Annotated in this window: 21 protein-coding genes and 4 pseudogenes; 12 read left to right on the plus strand and 13 right to left on the minus strand. The window is 71.1% G+C overall.

Annotation, left to right across the window (positions count from 1 at the left end; translation table 11 throughout):
• Positions 1-562: 562 nt before the first annotated feature.
• Positions 563-1708, minus strand: a complete 1146-nt coding sequence (locus PV721_RS29100) for a hypothetical protein (RefSeq protein ID WP_319729270.1) — start codon at positions 1706-1708, stop codon at positions 563-565.
• 371 nt (positions 1709-2079) lie between these two features.
• Between PV721_RS29100 and PV721_RS29105 the strand changes: the two genes are divergently transcribed.
• Genes PV721_RS29105 through PV721_RS29115 form a run of 4 tightly spaced genes read left to right on the plus strand, consistent with a single transcriptional unit; the run spans position 2080 to position 4002 of the window.
• Positions 2080-2703 (plus strand): SDR family oxidoreductase, encoded by a 624-nt coding sequence (locus tag PV721_RS29105; protein ID WP_319729273.1) that lies wholly within the window; start codon positions 2080-2082, stop codon positions 2701-2703.
• Positions 2704-2732: 29 nt separating this feature from the next.
• Positions 2733-3191 carry a hypothetical protein gene (locus PV721_RS29110; protein ID WP_319729276.1) on the plus strand — a complete coding sequence of 153 codons (459 nt, stop codon included), beginning with the start codon at positions 2733-2735 and terminating at the stop codon, positions 3189-3191.
• 48 nt (positions 3192-3239) lie between these two features.
• Entirely contained in the window at positions 3240-3404 is a 165-nt protein-coding gene (locus PV721_RS44075; RefSeq protein WP_416371204.1) for a transposase, read from the plus strand.
• A 52-nt stretch (positions 3405-3456) separates the two neighbouring features.
• Positions 3457-4002 carry an AAA family ATPase gene (locus PV721_RS29115; RefSeq protein WP_319729278.1) on the plus strand — a complete coding sequence of 182 codons (546 nt, stop codon included), beginning with the start codon at positions 3457-3459 and terminating at the stop codon, positions 4000-4002.
• A gap of 70 nt (positions 4003-4072) precedes the next feature.
• On the opposite strand, the gene PV721_RS29120 is transcribed toward PV721_RS29115, so the two are convergent.
• The 3 genes from PV721_RS29120 to PV721_RS29130 form a co-directional block, all read right to left on the minus strand.
• On the minus strand, positions 4073-4612 hold the full coding sequence (locus tag PV721_RS29120; protein WP_319729280.1) for a GNAT family N-acetyltransferase: 540 nt from the start codon (positions 4610-4612) through the stop codon (positions 4073-4075).
• 343 nt (positions 4613-4955) lie between these two features.
• Positions 4956-5912 (minus strand): GNAT family N-acetyltransferase, encoded by a 957-nt coding sequence (locus PV721_RS29125; RefSeq protein WP_319729282.1) that lies wholly within the window; start codon positions 5910-5912, stop codon positions 4956-4958.
• Between the two features lie 152 nt (positions 5913-6064).
• Positions 6065-6259 (minus strand): hypothetical protein, encoded by a 195-nt coding sequence (locus PV721_RS29130; protein ID WP_319729284.1) that lies wholly within the window; start codon positions 6257-6259, stop codon positions 6065-6067.
• 154 nt (positions 6260-6413) lie between these two features.
• Between PV721_RS29130 and PV721_RS44080 the strand changes: the two are divergent.
• A pseudogene (locus tag PV721_RS44080) lies at positions 6414-6802 on the plus strand (LuxR C-terminal-related transcriptional regulator); the annotation flags it as partial.
• Between the two features lie 928 nt (positions 6803-7730).
• Here the strand turns inward: PV721_RS44080 and PV721_RS29140 are convergent.
• A complete protein-coding gene (locus PV721_RS29140) occupies positions 7731-8192 on the minus strand; it encodes a hypothetical protein (RefSeq protein ID WP_319729288.1) in 462 nt (153 codons plus the stop codon).
• A 400-nt stretch (positions 8193-8592) separates the two neighbouring features.
• Between PV721_RS29140 and PV721_RS29145 the strand changes: the two genes are divergently transcribed.
• The 5 genes from PV721_RS29145 to PV721_RS29165 all read left to right on the plus strand — a co-directional run bounded on the left by PV721_RS29145 (position 8593) and on the right by PV721_RS29165 (position 11219).
• The gene (locus PV721_RS29145; RefSeq protein WP_319729290.1) at positions 8593-9057 is read left to right on the plus strand and encodes a hypothetical protein; all 465 of its coding nucleotides are present in this window, start codon (positions 8593-8595) and stop codon (positions 9055-9057) included.
• 229 nt (positions 9058-9286) lie between these two features.
• Entirely contained in the window at positions 9287-9640 is a 354-nt protein-coding gene (locus tag PV721_RS29150) for a hypothetical protein (protein WP_319729292.1), read from the plus strand.
• 150 nt (positions 9641-9790) lie between these two features.
• On the plus strand, positions 9791-10435 hold the full coding sequence (locus tag PV721_RS29155; protein WP_319729294.1) for a GOLPH3/VPS74 family protein: 645 nt from the start codon (positions 9791-9793) through the stop codon (positions 10433-10435).
• A gap of 155 nt (positions 10436-10590) precedes the next feature.
• Positions 10591-10836 (plus strand): antitoxin MazE7, encoded by a 246-nt coding sequence (locus tag PV721_RS29160; RefSeq protein WP_319729296.1) that lies wholly within the window; start codon positions 10591-10593, stop codon positions 10834-10836.
• Positions 10837-10838: 2 nt separating this feature from the next.
• Entirely contained in the window at positions 10839-11219 is a 381-nt protein-coding gene (locus tag PV721_RS29165; protein WP_319729299.1) for a toxin Doc, read from the plus strand.
• A 133-nt stretch (positions 11220-11352) separates the two neighbouring features.
• On the opposite strand, the gene thpD is transcribed toward PV721_RS29165, so the two are convergent.
• The 6 genes and pseudogenes from thpD to PV721_RS29195 form a co-directional block, all read right to left on the minus strand.
• Positions 11353-12255: an ectoine hydroxylase gene (gene thpD / locus PV721_RS29170; RefSeq protein WP_319729301.1), complete on the minus strand. Its 903-nt coding sequence runs from the start codon at positions 12253-12255 to the stop codon at positions 11353-11355.
• A gap of 39 nt (positions 12256-12294) precedes the next feature.
• The gene (locus PV721_RS29175; protein ID WP_319729306.1) at positions 12295-12705 is read right to left on the minus strand and encodes an ectoine synthase; all 411 of its coding nucleotides are present in this window, start codon (positions 12703-12705) and stop codon (positions 12295-12297) included.
• Between the two features lie 34 nt (positions 12706-12739).
• On the minus strand, positions 12740-14008 hold the full coding sequence (gene ectB / locus PV721_RS29180) for a diaminobutyrate--2-oxoglutarate transaminase (RefSeq protein WP_319729310.1): 1269 nt from the start codon (positions 14006-14008) through the stop codon (positions 12740-12742).
• Between the two features lie 98 nt (positions 14009-14106).
• Positions 14107-14664: a diaminobutyrate acetyltransferase gene (gene ectA / locus PV721_RS29185; protein ID WP_319729313.1), complete on the minus strand. Its 558-nt coding sequence runs from the start codon at positions 14662-14664 to the stop codon at positions 14107-14109.
• Positions 14665-15478: 814 nt separating this feature from the next.
• Positions 15479-16390, minus strand: coding sequence for an NAD(P)H-binding protein (locus PV721_RS29190; RefSeq protein ID WP_319729321.1), 912 nt, complete (start codon positions 16388-16390; stop codon positions 15479-15481).
• Positions 16391-16402: 12 nt separating this feature from the next.
• Positions 16403-16816 (minus strand): annotated as a pseudogene (locus tag PV721_RS29195) (nuclear transport factor 2 family protein); the annotation flags it as partial.
• A gap of 92 nt (positions 16817-16908) precedes the next feature.
• Between PV721_RS29195 and PV721_RS29200 the strand changes: the two are divergent.
• Positions 16909-17520 carry a TetR/AcrR family transcriptional regulator gene (locus tag PV721_RS29200; RefSeq protein ID WP_319729316.1) on the plus strand — a complete coding sequence of 204 codons (612 nt, stop codon included), beginning with the start codon at positions 16909-16911 and terminating at the stop codon, positions 17518-17520.
• A gap of 230 nt (positions 17521-17750) precedes the next feature.
• Positions 17751-18503 (plus strand): amino acid ABC transporter ATP-binding protein, encoded by a 753-nt coding sequence (locus tag PV721_RS29205; protein WP_319729319.1) that lies wholly within the window; start codon positions 17751-17753, stop codon positions 18501-18503.
• Between the two features lie 27 nt (positions 18504-18530).
• On the opposite strand, the pseudogene PV721_RS44085 reads toward PV721_RS29205, so the two are convergent.
• Positions 18531-18629, minus strand: a pseudogene (locus PV721_RS44085) (ABC transporter ATP-binding protein); the annotation flags it as partial.
• A gap of 18 nt (positions 18630-18647) precedes the next feature.
• A pseudogene (locus PV721_RS29210) lies at positions 18648-18801 on the minus strand (sulfate ABC transporter substrate-binding protein); the annotation flags it as partial.

Below are 18801 nucleotides of genomic sequence, written 5' to 3' on the forward strand. Positions count from 1 at the left end.
AGGCGGACCTGGTGGGCTGGGTACTGGGGGTGGAGGTGGGGTCGGGCGTCTCGTCGGCGTTGACGGGTCCGGCGAATAAGGCGAGGACGGCAGCCGCGCAGGTGGCGACGGCGGCGGCCGGTATCAGCTTGCGGTTCACGGTTTCCATTCGGGTTGGGTCGACCCTCGCCCCGGGCGGGGCGAGGGAAGTCTGGTCACAGCGCCGGAGCGGCGCCGCTCCGGCGTGGCGGCCGGCTCGCCCCGGGCGTGGCGGCCGGCTCGAAGCCCCCGGGCGTGGTGGTGACCGAGGCCCCCGGGCGTGGTGGTGACCGAGGCGTTCGCGCGGTTGATCGGGAGTCGCCCGCGGGGCAGGTCCTGTCGAAGAGCTCGGGGAACGGGGGAGCGAGGGGCGAGCGCGCGCTGCCGGTCGCGGATCGGAGGCCGCCGGATCGCGGGGCACGCGACCGCGCCGAGCGGTCGACGCCGGGTCTGGAGCAGGACCTCGCGGACGTTCTGCAGCCGCAGCGGCGGTCGAGTCTGTGCCGTCGCTGTGCCCGTGCGGCATGTTGCCGGGGCTGCCTTCCTAGGGGGTGCGGATCCGGAAGTCCTTCACGGGCGGGACGTCCCACCGTGTGGGGTCCGGAACCTTGGTGGTGCCCCGCAGGGCGGCGAACGGCGCGTCCATCACCGCGGCCGCCGCGACCAGGCCGAGCAGGGCACTGACGCCGCCCGACACGACGTCCAGCAGCACGGGGACCAGCGCGGCCACCGCGACGGCGAGCCGCAGCAGCATCCGGCCGTGAACGGCAGGACGGAAGTACGGCCGGGGGCGTACCGGCCGGGCCCGCAGTCCGGGGGTGGTAGTGCGCAGGTTCGCCGGGTCGGTCAGGTAGCGGTCGGTGTAGTCGAGTGCCGCGTAGCCCCACACCATCTCGCCGGTGTCGGCGACCACGGCCACCGGGTAGGCCGGGTGACCGCGCCGCCTGGCCACCGCCAGGACGGGTTGCCACCGCTCCGGCCAGAGTATCCAGACGTGCCCCCCGGCGAACCGGGGGCCGAACACGGCAAGCTGCTTACGGGCGTTGTCCGGGCCGACCAGACCCCGGAGCAGCCCGTGGACGCCGTACCACTTTCCCTCGGCGTCCCGGACCTTCAGGTGCTGGGCGTGCTCCAGCGGCGGATCGACGAGCACGTTGCTGTCCTCGCGCACGATCCGGTGCCACTCTGCGCCCGCGCACTCGAAGCGGACCGCCACCACGCGGCCCGCCTTCGCGTCCTGGGCCAGCAGACGGTGCGGTGCCGGCAATCGCCGGACGAGCAGGTGCCAGACCGCCTGCGAGGCGACCGCCGCGATCCAGGCGACCAGCGGCAGGGAGCCCAGCACGACGATGGCGGGATGGACTTCGAGGTGGGCGGCGTAACGGAAGGCGGCCAGGGGCGCGATCGCGACCAACAGCATGCCCGCTGCCAGGTACCAGTCGACCGGGTTGCGAGGCAGTACGGACGGCAGCGCCTCCAGGGGTTCGGGGGCGGGCGCCGGCGGCCCGAGCGGCGAGGCCCGATGGGTCATCAGGGCCCACGCCCCGATGCACACCGCACCCACGGCGAGCGCGGCCAGGACGTCCCAGCGGGCGCCGTCGGCCCGGTCGTGAGCGAAGCAGAGGACGACGGCGACTACGGCGCAGCCGAGCGAAGCGGCGCGCAGCGATTCGGTGACGGTGTGTCTCACGGAAGTCCTGGGGGACGGCCTGACAGGGACGAGGAACGAAGATCTGAGGAGCCGAAGATCAACTCAAAGTACCCAGACCGGCCGGGCGGCCAGATGGTTGTATTCCAGAGGCCGGGGCCGGCCACCAAGGGGTGTGGCGTGGCAGTGCCCCGGGAAATCACGTGCTGTGTGCAGGGCGGGCGCGCCAGGATGAGGAACATGACGGGTGAGACGCGGGTGGCAGGCCGACAGGACGGGGCGGCGGGGCGCCCGCTTGCCCTGGTCACGGGGGCCGGACGTTCGGCGGGGATCGCGGCATCCGTGGTACTGGATCTGGCCCGGGCCGGGTGCCCGTGCCCCACTGCATCCGCGCGTCGTACGGAGTCCAGTACGTGAAGGCCACGTCGAGCCGGGAGCGCCCGAAGCACTGCAGAGGGAAGTGGCGTCCCTTCGGGGCGAGAACACGTGCGGTCGAGGCGGACCTGAGTGACACGGCCCTACCGGCTCAGCTCTTCGACAGCGTCGAGCGTGAGCTGGGGAACGTCACCGCACTTGTGCTCTGCCCTTGCGAGTCGGTCGGCTCGGGCCTGTTGGACACCACGGTGGAGAGCTTCGACCTGCACTTCGCGGTCAACGCGCGGGCAACCTGGCTGCTGATCCGGGAATACGGGCTGCGGTTCCGCGGGCCCCACGGCAGCCGGCGGATCGTCAGCCTGACCAGCGACCACACCGCAGGCAACCTGCCCTATGGAGCCAGCAAGGGGGTGATGGACCGGATCACGCTGGCCGCCGCCTGTGAACTCGCCCACCTGGGAGTGACCTGCAACGCGATCAACCCCGGACCGACCGACACCGGGTGGATGACCGAGGAGCAGAAGACGGACCTGATCCGCTGCGCGCCCCTGGGACGCCTCGGTGTGCCGCAGGACTGCGCGAATCTCGTCACGTTCCTCTGCTCCGCAGAAGGCGGGTGGATCAACGCCCAGCTCCTCCAGAGCAACGGCGGCCTCGGGTAGCCGGCTGCCGCTGTCGGTAGCCTGCCGATGTGGCTGAGACCTGGGACGAGCAGCAGTTGATCGCGGACGGCTTCGAGCGCGTGTACGTCGACTCGGAGTGGTACGACGGGCCGCGCAAAGGACTCGCGGTCATCGATGACGTCCCGCACTACTTCGAGGGTCGCGACTGGAACCACGACGACGAGGCCGACGAGTACCGCGTGTGGCCTGCGAGTGAGGCGGCAGTGGCGATGGAGCGCGAGCAGTGGGTGATCTTCGCCAGATGGAACGAGGCTTATGAAGCGGGGACGGTCGAGTCGGGCAGCCATCCGGGGAATGGAGGGATCGATGCCCGCTACGACGAACTGGAATCGCTCCTCGCACCATGCCGACGGGCGCCGGACGGTGCTCGGCGGCTGGTGGGCGAGGTGCGGTTCGACGCCGGAGACCGTTACCGGGCCGACGGGGTCGACCACTGGTTCCGGTGGCGCCCCCTACAGCAGGAGTAGGGGCTCTTTCGGATCATCTGATCGTTGGTCTGAGGGTGTCGCTGACCGATGCCCAGTGGGGGCGAGCCACTGTTGCCGGATCGGACGCCTCGGCGGGGTGGGCGGCGGCGGGATCACCGCCCGGTAATCGACGCGATCGCCTTCAAGTACCGCACGGGGACGCCGTGGATGGACTGCCTGCGCGTTTCGCGTGGCTGGGGCATGTCTCACTGATCCGCGCGCATGTGGTTCGCGCGGTGCGACTGCGCGGTGGCAAGGTGCAGTTATGGATCAAGCAGAGGTATTGCTCATCGGAGGGCGCGCGGGCGTCGGCAAGACGACGGTGGGGTGGGAGGTATCAGCACGTCTGCGCGCCGCGATGGTTGCTCACTGCGTCATCGAAGGCGACTTCATGGGGCAGGCACATCCTGCTCCGGAGGGGGACCCCCGCCGTAGGAAGATCGCCGAGCGCAATCTCACGGCGCTCTGGTCGAACTACGCCGAACTCGGGTACCGCCGCTTGATCTACACGCACACCGTGAGCGTCCTGGCCGAGAACGAGGGCATGTTCCAGCGCGCCATGGGGGCGGATGTCAGGATCGTACGGGTTGTCCTCACCGCCTCCGATGCCACCGCCCGGGAGCGTCTGACCGGTCGGGAACTGGGCTCGGAGCTGGAGCACGAGGTGGAGAGCAGCGCCCGTAAGGCGCGGATTCTGGACGAGCAGACGCCCTTGGACACGGTGCGAGTGGCGACCGACGGGCGTTCCGTGGTCGACATCGCGCGCGAAGTGCTGGGTGCTACCAACTGGCATCCCAGCACCTCTGGTTAGGTCTTTGCCGCTCAGTGTCAGGCCTTGGCTGGCCTCGTCCGAGTGCGCCGAGGCGACGCTGCGGAAAGGGTCAGGTCCCGGCGCTACGGGCGATGCGGTACAGCACGTTCGGACGCAGCGGCCCTTCGGGCGCGGTGGGGTCGTCGAAGTCGTCGGCCGGGTCGCGCGTCATTCCGATGCGGCGCATCACCGCCTGTGAGCGGACGTTGGTGGCCGTCGTCACGGCAAGGACCTCGGGAAGTTCCAGCGTGTCGAAGCCGTAGGCCAGGACGGCCAGCGCAGCCTCGGAGGCGTAGCCCCGGCCCCAGGCCGAGCGGGCGAGCCGCCAGCCGATCTCCACTCCGGTGAACGGCATGCCGTCATCCACCTGATCCAAGCCCGCGAAGCCGATGAACTCACCCGTGGCCCGCACCTCAACCGCCCACCACCCGTAGCCGCGCTGGTCGAACTCGGCTTGGAAGCGGGCCACGGAGGCATCGCTCTGTTCGCGGGTGAGCAGGTCGCCCAAGTGCTCCCGAACCTCAGGATCGGCATTCATCGCCGCCCATGGTTCGAGGTCGGAGTCACGCCATCGACGGACGGTGAGGCGATCGGTACGCAGTTCAGCCATGCTGCCCAGCCAACGCGAGCTCCGGCCTCGACGCAATCTCTTTTCTGTGCGACAACGCGAAGCAACGAAGCAACGAAGCAACGATCGACGCGGCGGACCTGTCCGGTCACAGCACCGGTCATAGCGACCGGCCTTCCGCCCCGGGGCGCACGGCGGCCCTCCCGTGGGGAGCCGGGAGGGCGACGGGCCCGGGATGGTCCGGAGCCACACCATAGGCGCGGGGCCGGACAGGCCGATAGGCATATGACAGGGGAGATTCCGGAGGCAGACCCAGGCCGGGTCGGGAGTGGCCGCATCGCCTCCAGAAGGACCCGCAGGGCGGGGGTCGGCGTCCCGGGTCCCGCTACAGCTTGAGCTGGAAGTGCGCCGTACCGCGCTCGCGCCGGTAGCCGAGGGCCTCGTTCACCCTGCGCATCGGGGCGTTCTCGTCCGCCACCGTGGTGGCGATGCGGCGCAGTGCCGGGTACCGCCCCGCGGCATGCGCCGCCATGTGCAGCTTCACGGCGCGGCCGAGGCCGTGGCCGCGGTGGCGCGGGGTGACCACCGTGTCGTACTGGAGCGCGCGCGTGCCGGAGGGGTCCGGGAGGACCAGCTCCGTGTAGGCCCCCACCTCGCCCTCGGGGGTCACCGCCGCGACCGTGGTCAGCTCTCCGCCCCGGTCCAGGATCAGCTGCTGCACGGAGTGCAGCCGCGGCGCGGTCCACGGTTCGAGCTGCATGTCCATGTCCCCGCTCGGCGCATCCTCCATCGCCCCGTGGGCGGCTGCCGCGGACGGGGCCCAGGCCTCGGGCACCAGACCGTGCCAGGTGAGGATCTCGTATCCGGGCGTGGCCGGGACCGGCGCGGGCCGGTCTGGAAGCTGCTGTTCGTACCAGGCCATCGGCAGTACCTTCACGAACCCGAGCGACTCGGCGAACGCCTGTCCGGGACCGCCGAGGTCCACCATCGCTTCTACGGAGGTCCGGCCGTCCGCGAGCAGTTCCTCGCGGATCCGCTCCCACAAGGCGGTGCCAACGCCTCGGCGCCGCGACCGCGGGGGTACCGCCAGCACGTCCACGAAGGCGGTGTGGCGGTTGGCCTCGTCCGAGAACAGGACCAGAGCGGCCACGCCCGCACCCTCCTCCGCCGCCCAGAGCACGGCCCGGCCGCGCGCCGACGGCACGCGCAGCCGGCCGGCGATCTCCGTCCGGGAGGGGGCGGGCAGCTGCGGCAGGTCGGCGGCCGCGGCGGAGGCCAGGACCGTCAGCCAGGAGTCGGCCTCGGTCTCGGACGGGGGCAGCGTCAGCATGTTGATCTTCATGCTGCCGACCTTAGGCCGAGTCGGACCTGACGCTCAGGCGTTTTCGGCAGCGGACCCGCCCACCCCAAGCCATGACCGGTACGGCGCCGTGAAGGCGGCCCGGCCCGGGTCGTGCCCGTGGGGGACACGGGCACGACCCGGGCCAGGGCTGATCAGTGACGGGTGGTCGCCCGGGGCGCTGCGCCGTCGATCCGTGACCACGCCCAGGCGCCTGCCGCCGTCACGGCCGCCGTCAGGAGGAGTTCGGCCCTGTAGGGCGGGGCGGCCAGCGTGCGTACGAGGACCAGGACGATCACGGCCCGGGCCGTGGTGGCGGCCTTGGCCACCCACTGGAGCGCGGTGCTCATACGAGCCCGCTCAGGAAGCCGGTGACCCCGCCGGTCACCACGCTGGTGGCGATCTTCTTCACGGCGTCCTTGCTGACGCGTCCCACGATCAGGGCGGCGGCCCCGCCGATGCCGGCCTTGAGCAGCGCGCTCCCGGTGAGGCCGGGGCGGCTGCGCCGACGAGTACGTCGCCGCCGCGCTGCGCTCGGGCGCTTCCGGCTTCCTGGTCAAGGACACCGACCCGGACGAGCTCGCGCGGCTGGTGAGGTCACCGGCCGCGGGTGCGGCGGTTCTCGCCCCGCAGGTCACCGCCACCGTGATCAGCGGTTCCTCCAGCACCACGGCGAGCAGAGCGCCGCCACCCGCGAGGTTTCCCGGCTGAGCGCACGCGAGCGGGACGCCCTCGTGCTGCTGTCGCAGGGATTGCCCAACGCTGACTTCGGATGTCGTCTGCACCTGAGCATCGGCACCGTCAAGGACTACGTGAGCGCGCTGCTCGCCAAGCTGGACGTCAGCAACCGCGTCCAGGCCGCCCTGTGGGCGCAGCGGGCCGGCCTGCTGGACGGGGCGGACAGGTGGCGGACGGTACGGCGCCGGACGGAGCCGGGCGCGTGCACCGTGCCGGCCGCACCCTGCAACCTCGCGCGGTGGACGCGGGCTTGGCGGCTGCCGCACTGGCCGATGCATGGGCCTTCTCCGGAGCCGGGGCGTGGACAGCGGATGCTCCCGGAGCCGTTGCGGCCTCGGCCCTGCTGGCGCGACGCCGGTGGCCGGTCGCGGTGTTCGGGTTCACGCTCCTCGCCATGCAGCTCGGCCACACGTCCTCGCTCCGCCCGGTTCTCCCTTGCCGAACGGCAACGCACCCGCCGGATGCTGGCCGGCTGCGCCACATGTACCGCGCTGCGGGCCTCGGGCAGCCGCGATGCAGGACTCGCCCCACAGCCCGCCCCGGCCCTGCTCGACAGCCTGATCGCGGACAGCGGCCTGGACGTGACCCTGACCGGCGAAGTTCCCCGTGACGCCAGCCCCGCCGTGGAGCGCGCCGCCTCCCGGACCGTTCAGGAAGCCCTGACCAACGTACGCAAGCACGCACCCGGTTCGACCGTCGTGGTCGAGTTCCGCCGGCCCGGCCCCGCCCTCGACGTGACGGCCACCAACAGCACGCCCGGCATCCGGCTCTGGGACTGCCCAGCTCGTGGCACGGACTGCTCGGCCTGCGCGAACGAGCCGAACACCTGGGCGGCGCCCTCTCGCACGGGCTCACCCCGGACGGCGGCTACCGCCTGCACCTGCAACTCCCGCGGCGCAGAGCGGGCGCGCAGCCGATGGCCGACGGGGCCGGGAACAGTTCGGCGTGAACGTCCGAAACGGGGCTGGACGCCGCGACGAAGAGGACCGAACTCGGCATCCGCGCGCTGCCCGTGTGCCTCATGGACGAGGGGCTCGAGGCCATGTCGGCTTCGTTCACGTCAACAGGCCTGTGGCTCCGTCACTACGCCCCCTGGCGGACGCGTCCGGAGAGCCAGGGCGTGAGCGAGGCCCCCAGGATGCGCTCCTTGTAGGTCTCGTCGCCGGAAAGGGGGACGTAGAGCCGGTAGCCGGGCGGGAAGAACCGTCCTTTCACGAAAGCCAGTCCCCCGTAGACGGACATCAGGAACGGCGGCACGGAGTTCCGGGGGACGTCGTGGAACTCCACCCCGTCCACGGTGATCGTCGCGTCGTCGTCCGGAAAGATCCGCACGCTGACCGCCGGGCTGCCGCCCAGTTCCACGAGCGCTTCGTGGGGCAGCGATCCGTCGGGATCGACGACGGCGAACAGCGGCGCGGAAGTCCTCCGCGACGTCTGGTCGGCGCCGATGTCGTCGGTGACGGCCATGGACAGCCGGTACTCGGCCGCGATCGCCCGTATCGCGGCGACGGCCGACTCGGTGGTCGGCAGGGAGGGATGCGTCATGATCCAGATGATGCCGCACCGGAGCCGTACGGCCGGCCTCCGGCCCTCGGCCCCGGCCGCGGTCCGAGCAGGGTCAGGCTGTCATCCGTTCGGGTGTGGCAGGTGCCGCGGAGCGGCCGGTGCGGGGAGCGGGCCGCCGGTCCCCCCTCGCCCCACCTGGTTCGCCTGCATCCGCCAACTCGGCGTCAACGACGGCCCCGACGCGATCGGCGTTCGTCCGGCCGGCCCCAGCCGGCCGCCTCGTGGAAGCAGGACACGCCGGCGCCCCGGCGGCCGCGGCGCGCCGGTCGCGGGGCTCCCCGCCCCGGCCCGACGCCGAGTGGGCGATCATGCTGGTGTGGTGGAGTTCGGCTCGGGCGCGGAAGGTACGACAATGGAGGCTGTGCGGGGGGCTGAGTTGGTGACGGTCGCGAGCCTGGTCGAGGCGGTGGCGCAGGGGCAGAGCGGCGCACTGTGGCGACTGAAGGGCATCGACCGGCAGCTGGACGCGAACCTGGTGCGCCACCTGCCCGGGACCGGCGGGGCGGCGTACACCGAGGAAGAGGTCGACGTGATGCTGGTCGTCGTCTCGGGCGCCGGCACCCTCACCCTCGACGGTACCCAGTCCGAGCTGTCCCCCGGATTCCTCGGCCTGCTGCCGCGCGGCACGTCCCGGGCGCTGCTGGCCGGCCCCGAAGGGCTGCTCGTGCTGACCGTGCACCGCAGACGCCGCGGCATGCGCATCGGACGGAACACCCCTGCTGATGCGCCCCGGCCGTGCGCGCTGCACCTGGTGTGCGACCGGTGCCACCGGCACGCGATCGAGGTGGACGCCCGCTACTGCAGCGGCTGTGGCACGGCGTTGACCGGCCACCCCCCGGGTTGACCTCCGCCGTGGCTGCGTAGGGGTGGGGTAGGCGCCGGGCACCGGGGCGATGTCTGCCGGGCCGCCGTGCGACCGCCCCGCCCCGACGGCCGTCCCGCAAGTGCCGGCATTGCCGGTCACGGCGCTGACCCGGCGTGGAAAACGCATGGCTGTCGGGTTTCCGGCGCCGGTATCGTCCGGTCTCAGACCAGCCGTGTCAGCGGCCTTCCGCGTTCGGAGAGCGATTCACATGACCAGCCAGCGAGTTACCACGACCCTGTGGCGCCCCACCGGCCCCGAGGAGCTGGACCTGGTCCGCGAGCTGAACTGGCGTGCCTGGCCGCCCAGGCTCCCCGAGCAGCCGATCTTCTACCCGGTGCTCAACGAGGAGTACGCGATCAAGATCGCGAGGGACTGGAACGTGAAGCACAGCGGTGTCGGCTATGTGACCCGATTCGAGGTCGAGTCGGAGTTCTTGAGCCGGTACCCCGTCCAGCAGGCCGGGGGACGGACCATCCTCGAGCTGTGGGTTCCGGCCGAGGAGCTGGACGACTTCAACGCTCACATCGTCGGCGAGATCCAGGTCGTCCACGAGTTCCGCTGAGGCGGGGCGGCTTGCTGACGGGGCAGGCCGCGCCGCCGCCGCGCTCGGTGGAGGCTGTCGACCCGCGTGTTCAGCCGCACGACCCCGTCCAAGGGCAAGTCGATCAATAATGGGCCGGCGACCTGCCTGCACGGTTGAGAGGAGCCCTTGATGACCACACCGCGGGACTTGTTGATCATTGCCATGGACGCGGGGTCGAGCAGCCCCGTCGAACAGGGCGACCTGTCGCTGGCGCTCGCCGGGGCCGAGGTGATCGACTTCCTCGCAGCCCGGGCCATCAGGCTGGACGGGGACCACATCGTGCCGGGCGACCGGACCGCCCTGGCCGATCGCCTGCTGGAGGAGGCCGCCGCGTCGCTCGTTCGGCAGGCGCCCTACGAGTCGGTCGCCGACTGGCTGTGGCGCAGAGGCCGCGGCCTGTCCGCGGCCTACCGGGCCGAGCTCGAGGCGGAGGGGCAGCTCGTCCGGCAAGGCCGTCGGGGGATCTCCTTCCGGGCCGGTGAACTCGTGGTCGCCGATTCACCCGACCGCCGTCGGGCTGCGGACCGCTGGGCGTCGGATGAACCCGTCCTCGCCTTCCTCGCGGGGGCCGTACGGGTCCACGGCGAGCGGCGAGACTCGACGGACGTGACGGACGTGACGGATGTGACGGATGTGACGGACGTGGCCGACGACGCCGTCGCGACGGTGCTGGCCGCCGTCAACGACGCCCTGGTGGAACTGGCGGCCGTACGTCAACGGCGAGCCATCGAGGACGCGGCCTTCGACAACATCTGGCGAGGCGGCGTCGGATGACGACGGCGCCCTCCCCGGGAAGGCCGTCGCGCTGATCGGGGCCCAGCAGGCCGGAAGGCCGCGGAGAAGAGCCGCTCCGCGCCCCTGGGGGAGGCTTCGATCGGAGAACCCCCAAAAGGTATTCGCGATGGTATTCATCAGTGCATACTCGGGGCATGGCAGATACGACTGTGAAGATCGACTCGGCAACCCGGGACCGGTTCGCCGCGGTGGCCGCGGCCCATGGCATGAGCGTGCGCGCCTACCTGGCGGAGCTGGCCATCGAGCAGGAGAACCAGCTCGCCCTGGGCCGGGCGACCGCCGCATTCCGTGAGGCCGTGGGCCAGCCGGGCATCGCGGAGGCCTTCGACCGCGAGTTCGGCGGGCTGCCGTCGTCCACGCGCGCGCACCGGGCAGCCTGATCTTGGAGCTGCACATCGACATCCGCTGGCTCCTGGACCGTCAGGAGGAACTCCTGGGCAATGAGCTGGGGGTCCAGGACTACTCCGGTCTCGTGGCCGCGGTCGCGCGGCACCGCGTGAACACCCCGGCGTTGGCGACCGACGAGCCCGACGCGTACTGGCGGTCAGCGGCGCTGCTGGAGCAGATCGTGCTGGTGCGCCCGCTGCCGGCCAGGAACGAGTACTTCGGCTACGGCGTGGCCGTGGCCTACATCAGGGCCTCCGGCAAGGACGTGGACACGGCCTTCGAACCCTGGCGGGAACTGATCACCGACATCCGCGCGCTGCGCCTGACCGTCTACGACGTGGCCGACCGGCTCCGCTCGATGCGTCCGGGCTCCTGATCGCCGCAGGAGTGCCCGGGGCGGGCGGCGGAGGCGGGTCCACCGCCGACCCGGCCCGCGCGACGCCGGAGCGGGGGACCGGCCGACCCGGCCGGGCAGGTGCCGGGCCGGGCCGGAGGTTCGGTCGGACGCGTCAGCCCACCGGGGTGAAGTCCTGCGAGGCGATGTATCCGGGCCGGCGCACCGGCGCGGCGAAGGGCTTCGAGGGGCGGTTCTCGACGCTGTTGAAGACGAGGAACACGTTGCTGCGCGGGTAGGGCGTGATGTTGTCACCCGAGCCGTGCATCGCGTTGCAGTCGAACCAGGTGGCCGAGCCCGCATTGCCCGTGAAGAGCTTGATGCCGCAGGCCGAGGCGAACTTGGTCAGCGCCTCGTCCGACGGGGTGCCCGCATCCTGCATCTGGAGCGACTTCTTGTAGTTGTCCTTCGGCGTCGCACCGGCGCAGCCCAGGAAGCTCCGGTGGGAGCCGGGCATGATCATCAGGCCGCCGTTGGTGGTGTGGTTCGGCGTCAGTGCGATGGACACCGACACGGTGCGCATGTGCGGCAGGCCGTCCTCGGCGTGCCAGGTCTCGAAGTCGGAGTGCCAGTAGAACCCGCTGGCACCGAACCCCGGCTTGACGTTGATCCGGGACTGGTGCACGTACACCTCGGAGTCCAGGATCTGTCGCGCCCGCCCCACGACGCGCGGATCGGCGGCGAGGGCCGCGAACACCTCGCTGATCTTGTGGACCTCGAAGACGGAGCGCACTTCGCGCGACTTCGGCTCCACGATGGACCGCTCGTCGGCCAGCGTCGAGGGGTCGCGCAGCAGCCGGTCCATCTCGTCCCGGTAGACGGCCACCTCGTCGGGCGTGATGAGTTCGTCGACGGACAGGAAACCGTCGCGCTCGAAGCTCTCCAGCTCGTGGGCCCACATCGGGCCCGCGGTGCCGGGCTCGGACCAGACGACGGGGTCCGCGCGGCCGATCAGCACCTCCTCGGAGCCCCGGGTCGGATACAGGTCGTTCACGGTGCGGGTGGATGCGTAGGTCATGGTGGTGCCTGCCTCTCCTCTCTGTGCGTTTTCCGTACGTCAGCTGTGGTGGTGGTCGGGCTCGGTGAGCAGCGGGTACACGCCGTTCTCGTCGTGGTCCTCCCGGCCGGTCACGGGCGGATTGAAGACGCAGAGGCAGCGGAACTCGTGCTTCACGCGCAGGGTGTGCCGCTCGTGGCCGTCGAGGAGGTACATGGTTCCCGGCGTGATCGTGTACGTCCGGCCGGTCTCCTCGTCCGTGAGTTCGGCCTCCCCCTCCGTACAGACCACGGCCTCCACGTGGTTCGCGTACCACATGGACGTCTCGGTGCCGGCGTACAGGACGGTCTCGTGCAGGGAGAAGCCGACGCGTTCCTTGGCGAGGACGATGCGCTTGCTCTCCCAGGTGCCGGACGCGGCCCTGACGTGGCGGTCGGTTCCCTCGATGTCCCGGAACGAGCGGACGATCATGGTGGTGCCCTTCGTGGTGTGTGCGGGGTGCTGGTCAGGCGGCTTCGCGGATGGAGCGGGAGAGGATGGCGAGACCTTCTTCGAGCTCGTCGCCGGTGACGGTGAGCGGCGGGAGCAGCTTCACGACCTCGCCCTCGGGGCCCGAGGTCTCGACGAGGAGGCCGTGCTCGAAGGCCCTCCGGCACACCTCCGCGGCGCGCTCCTTCTGGGTGAACTCGATGCCCCAGGCCAGGCCGCGGCCCCGGTACGTCGCGCCCAGCCGCCCGTGTTCGGCGCACAGTTCGTGCAGCGCGCTCTCGACGCGCGCGCCCTGGACGAGGGTGCGGTCGCGCAGCGTGTTGTCGCTCCAGTACGTCTCCAGGGCGGCGGTCGCGGTGACGAAGGCCGGGTTGTTCCCGCGGAAGGTGCCGTTGTGCTCACCCGGCTCCCACAGGTCCAGTTCGGGCTTGAACAGGCACAGGGACATGGGAAGCCCGTAGCCGCTGATGGACTTGGACAGCGTGACGATGTCGGGCGTGATGCCCGCCTCCTCGAAGGAGAAGAACTCGCCGGTCCGGCCGCAGCCCATCTGGATGTCGTCGACGATCAGCAGCATGTCGCGGCGCCGGCACAGGTCGGCGAGGGCGCGGAGCCATTCCGCGCGGGCCACGTTGATCCCGCCCTCACCCTGGATCGTCTCGACGATGACGGCCGCAGGATGGTTGAGGCCGGAGCCCTGGTCCTCCAGAAGGCGCTCGAACCAGAGGAAATCGGGGGTCCTGCCGCCGAGGTAGTTGTCGAAGGGCATCGGCGTGCCGTGGACCAGGGGGATGCCGGCGCCGGCTCGTTTGAAGGCGTTGCCCGTGACGGCGAGCGAGCCGAGCGACATGCCGTGGAAGGCGTTGGTGAAGGACACGACCGACTCGCGGCCCTTGGCCTTCCGGGCCAGCTTGAGTGCCGCTTCGACGGCGTTGGTCCCGGTGGGGCCCGGGAACATCACCTTGTAGGGCAGTGCGCGGGGCTCGAGGACGTGGGACCGGAACGTCTCCAGGAAGGCCCGCTTGGCGGTCGTCGACATGTCGAGGGCGTGCGTGATGCCGTCCCGCTCCAGGTAGTCGAGCAGGGCCCGCTTGAGGACGGGGTTGTTGTGGCCGTAGTTCAGGGACCCGGCACCCGCGAAGAAGTCCAGGTAGGCGCGGCCGTGTTCGTCGTACAGCCGGCTTCCCGCGGCGCGCTCGAAGACGACGGGCCAGGCGCGGCAGTAGCTGCGCACCTCGGACTCGACGGTCTCGAAGACGGACAGGACCGGCTCGGTCATGGTCAAGGCAACTCTCCAATATGTGGGAGGTGTTCGGTACAGGGTGGGAGGGGTCGTGATGGCCGCGCTGAGAAGCGGAACCGGGCTCAGCAGCGGAACCGGGCTCAGAAGTGGAGCGGCCCGATGCGGTGCAGGACCTCCGGGGCGTGCGGGCCGTCCGGGAACTCTTCTGCGGCGAACAGCACTTCGCGCGTGAGCGTGGCGCCGTGCCGTGCGGCGAAGGAGGCGAACAGGCGCTCCGACGCCCGGTTTCCGGGAGAGACGGTGGTCTCCAGGGAGCTCAATCCGTGTTGCGCCGCGACACGGGCGGCGAGGCCGTCGAGCAGGGCCCCGGCGATTCCCAGGCCGCGGACGGATTCGTCGACGGCGATCTGCCAGACGAGCAGGGTCCCGGGGCTGTCGGGCCGCAGGTATCCGCTGACGAATCCAACGGCGCGCCCGGCCCGGTCGCGGGCCACGGCGGACGTGTCGGCGAAGTCGCGGCACCAGAGGAGGTAGCTGTAGGCCGAGTTGAGGTCCAGCGTCCTGGAGTCACGGGCGAGGCGCCACAACAGGGGGCCGTCGCCCGGGCGGGGGCGGTCGATGTGTGTCGTCGAGGTGGTGGGGGTCGGAGTGGGAGGCGGGGTCTTCCTGTAACGGGCCAGTTCTGCATGAGCAGTCATGCGGGCCGAAGTTACCCAGGGACGGAGCAAATTGCATGGGCCTGAGGGGTTACGGAGGTGGCGAGGGCCGTGATATTTGCAGGCGCCTTACCAGGGTCGTCTGGTGTGGATGAGGCGCCCGTATTGTCATGCCGGATGACGATATTTCCACCCCACTCTCGACTTTATAACGAGCGGATAACGTCTTTTCCCCGTCTCATATTTGCCACTTGAATGTGATGCCTTCGTCGGCCGGTCGAGGGTTTCGTTCGCAGCTCCGCGGTTATACGCAAGGCTCGCAGCCCGTGGAACGGGATCGGTGCGCCCGACGGCGTCCGGCGAAGAGCGTCGCGTGGCGGCTCAGGTGCGGCGGTTCCGAGTGCCCATGTGAGGAGGGGAGTCGCGGTGGGTCGAGCAGGGGGTGTCCGTACGGGGTGTCCGCGGAGGTGAACGGCCCGCGTGCGAGCAGTCCTGGCCGGATCCGCTACCGGCAGATGGCGACCGTGGCGTAGCACGCGATCAGGGCTCCCTGGCCGAGGCGGCCGGCATCCTGGGCATCTCCGTGCTGCGCGTTTCTCAGATCGCCTCGGGCGTCAGCCGCACGGCGAAGAAGGAGTTGGGGCCCTCACGGGGGCCAGGGCGGCACGACGAGGACGCCGCGACCTCCCAGAGGCCGAAGGTCTCCCAGCCGAAGCCCCGCCGGTATCTCCGCTGAGGACGTCCGTACGGGTGTGCCGGTACTCGGCGAAGCGGAGTCTGCAGCGGTTCGACCGGTGCAGCGGCTGGCTGCCCGGCCGGTGACGGCGCAGGCCTTCCTTGGGGCGCGCGTCCCCTCCTACCGGGTGAGGTGGGTCTCAGGCACCGCTGGGAGTTCCCGTTCGGCGACGACCCGGAAGGGGTTCGGCGGGCGGCCGGTGAGGCGTTGGACCGTATCAGTGGTGCGGTCCTCGGCTCCCTCGGCGATGGCGCGGTCCATGGCGGCCAGCATGGCGGCGAACTCCGGCGGTATCGCCCCGGCCAGACGGTCGCGCATGTCCTCGTAGGCCAAGGGTTGGTGGACCACCGGGCGGCCGGTGACCTGGGTGACGATCCGGGCGATGTCGTCGTGGCTGAGTGCCTCCGGCCCGGTCAGGACCAGGTCGGCGTTGGGCGCCCGGTCGTTCGTCAGCGCGCGTACGGCGACGGCGGCGATGTCGTCGGCGTCGACGAATCCGACCCGGCCCGTCCCGGCCGCCGTCCGGATGACCCCTTCGGTGCGGATGCTGTCGGCGTGGGCGTGCGTGCCGGTGAAGTTCTGCATGAACCAGGAAGGCCGCAGGACCGCCCACTGCTCGAACAGGCCGGGCAGGGCCCGGTGCACCGCCCCCACCGCCGGGCCGCCCTCGGAGATGGCCGACGAACTGAGCAGCACGGCGCGACGAACGCCGGCGGCGCGCGCCTCCCGGAGGAAGGGCAGCATGACCGCGGCGGGGTCCGGATCGCCGAGGGGCGGGACGAGGTAGGCGCGGTCGGCTCCTTCGAGGGCGTCGCCGAAAGTGGTGGGGTCGTACCAGTCGAAGCGGACCGCTTCCGCTCCCGGGAGCGCAGTGGCTCGACGGCCGGCGGCCTTGACGCGGTGGCCGGCGGCGATCAGCTGCACGGCGGTCCGGCTGCCGGTGGTGCCTGTGGCGCCGATGACCAGGGTGGTGCCGGTGGTGCCGGTGGCGCCGGCAGTTCCGGCGGTGTCGGTGGCTCCGGTGAGGGTCATCGGGTGCTGCTCCCCGTGAAAGGCCGTCCCGGGTGTCCGGACGGCGAGCGGGTTCCAGTAGTCGCGGTAGGAGGTGAAGCGCCCGTCCCGGACGGCCACGACGGCGATGTAGGTCATGTCGAAGGGGCCGCCCGTCGCGACCAGGCGGCCCACACCGCGCATCTCGACCACGATGGTCCCGGGGTCCGTGCTCTCGTGGATCCGTACGTCGGGGAAGTCGTGCAGGTCGATGTGGTCGGGGTAGTCGCGCATGTATGCGGCGATGGCGTCCCTGCCCTCCAGCCGTTCGGGCCAGCCCGGGGGAGCGAAGGGGAACTCCATCACGCCGTCGTCGGCCCACAGGCCGACCCAGCCGCGAATGTCCTTGGCCAGGAGCAGGCGGAGGCTGTGGCGGTACAGATCCGCGGGTGCGGTGGCTGTGGGCATGGGGTACTCCGTCCCGTACGATACGGACCAACGGTCCGTTTCTTCGTCGAACGATACGGACCGTCGGTCCGCATTGCAACCGGAGGATCCCGATGACCGAACAGCGCAGCCCGCGCAAGGACGCGGCCCGTAACCGGGCGGCCGTCTTCGCCGCCGCCGACGCCCTCTTCGCCCACTGCCGGAGCCCCGAGGACGTGACCATGGCCGACATCGCGGCAGCGGCCGGGGTCGGCAAGGGAACGCTCTTCCGCGCCTTCGGCGACCGAACCGGGCTGATCGGCGCGCTGTACGGGGCACGACTGGAACCGATCAGGAACGCCGTCGAAGACGGCCCGGCACCGTTGGGGCCGGCCACCCCGCCGCTCCAGCGCGTGCCCGCCCTGCTCGACGCCGTCCTGTGCTTCAAGCTCGACAACCGCCACCTCGCCCTGGCCCTGGAAGGAACCGGCGCGGACAGCCCCTACCGGACCGCGCACTACGAGCGGTGGCACACCCTGCTCCGGGACCTGCTGGAACAGATCCCGGGCCCGGCCGACACCGGCTTCACCGCCCACGCGCTGCTCGCCGCCACCCGGGCCGACCTCGTCGCCTACCTGGCCGGCGACAAGGGCGTGCCCCGCGAGGAACTGCGCCGGCAGTTGGCCGAGTTCACGGCCGGGATCCTCGACACCCGCACTCGACGAGGACCGGCCGGCGAACGATGACGCCGGCGTCGGGGCGCGGCGGGACGGGGAATCCTGCGACGCGTGCGGCGCACGGGCGCCGACGTTCCGCTCGATCCACTCCCGACCGGCCCGCTCCTGCCGCCGGCCGGTCAGCAGGGCCCGGCCTCGGCGACGATCTCGTCCGCGCCCATCGCACAATCGCGCCGCCACACCGTCGGCATCCTCGGCGGAAGGCTCCCCGCTCGCTCCCGCCCTCCAGGCCGCACGTCATGGTCGACGTGCGCGGCGTCCACAAGAGCTTCGGGCCGTTGGCGGTGCTGCGCGGTGTGGACCTGAAGGTCCGCGCCTGCGAAGTCACCGTGATCCTCGGCCCCTCGGGCTCGGGGAAGTCCACGCTCCTGCCCACCATCAACCACTTGGAGAAGGTCAACCGCGGCTGGATCAGCGTCGACGGCGACCTCATCGGCTACCGCAGCTCCCGCGGCAAACTGTACGAGCTGAAGGAGAGGGAGGTTCTGCGGCAGCGCACCCGCATCGGGTTCGTCTTCCAGAACTTCAACCTCTTCCCGCACCTCACCGTGCTGGACAACCTCGTCGAGGCCCCGGTCTCCGCACTGCGCCGACCGCGCCACGAGGCGGAGGGGACGGCCCGCCGGCTGCTGGACCGCGTCGGCCTCTCCGACAAGGCCGATGCCTATCCGCTGCAGTTGCCCGGCGGACAGCAGCAGCGCGTGGCCATCGCCCGCGCGCTCGCCCTCGAACCCAAGGTACTGCTCTTCGACGAGCCGACCTCGGCGCTCGACCCGGAGCTGGTCGGCGAGGTCCTGGACGTCATCGAGGACCTCGCCCGCGCCGGGACCACCATGATCGTCGTGACGCACGAGATCGGGTTCGCCCGCGAGGTCGCCGACACCGTCGTGTTCATGGACGCCGGAGTGGTCGTCGAACAGGGGCCGCCCGCGGCCGTCCTGGACGACCCGCGGCACGCCCGCACCCGCGTCTTCCTCTCCAAGGTCCTCTGACGGTGCGCGTTCCTCGTCACAGGAAGGGGCGGGCTTCCGGAACATCAGGGCCGGACGGCCGCCGCGGGTCTCGACGGACCCCGCGGACGGCTCGTCGAGGCCCGTGACCAGGTTCAGCCTCCGGGAACCGGAAGGCCTGCGGGATTACTTGGCGCCGAGACCGGCGTCGGAGACCTCGGGCTTGCCGGCGGCCTTCAGTACCTTGTTCAGGAGCGTCAGGTCGTAGATGCCGGCGAGGTCGGGCTGCTGGATGAGCTTGGCCTTGACCGCCCAGTCCGACTGGGTCTTCAGCGTCGAG

The organism is Streptomyces sp. MB09-01, assembly GCF_033794505.1.
In the GTDB taxonomy this organism is placed as follows: domain Bacteria; phylum Actinomycetota; class Actinomycetes; order Streptomycetales; family Streptomycetaceae; genus Streptomyces.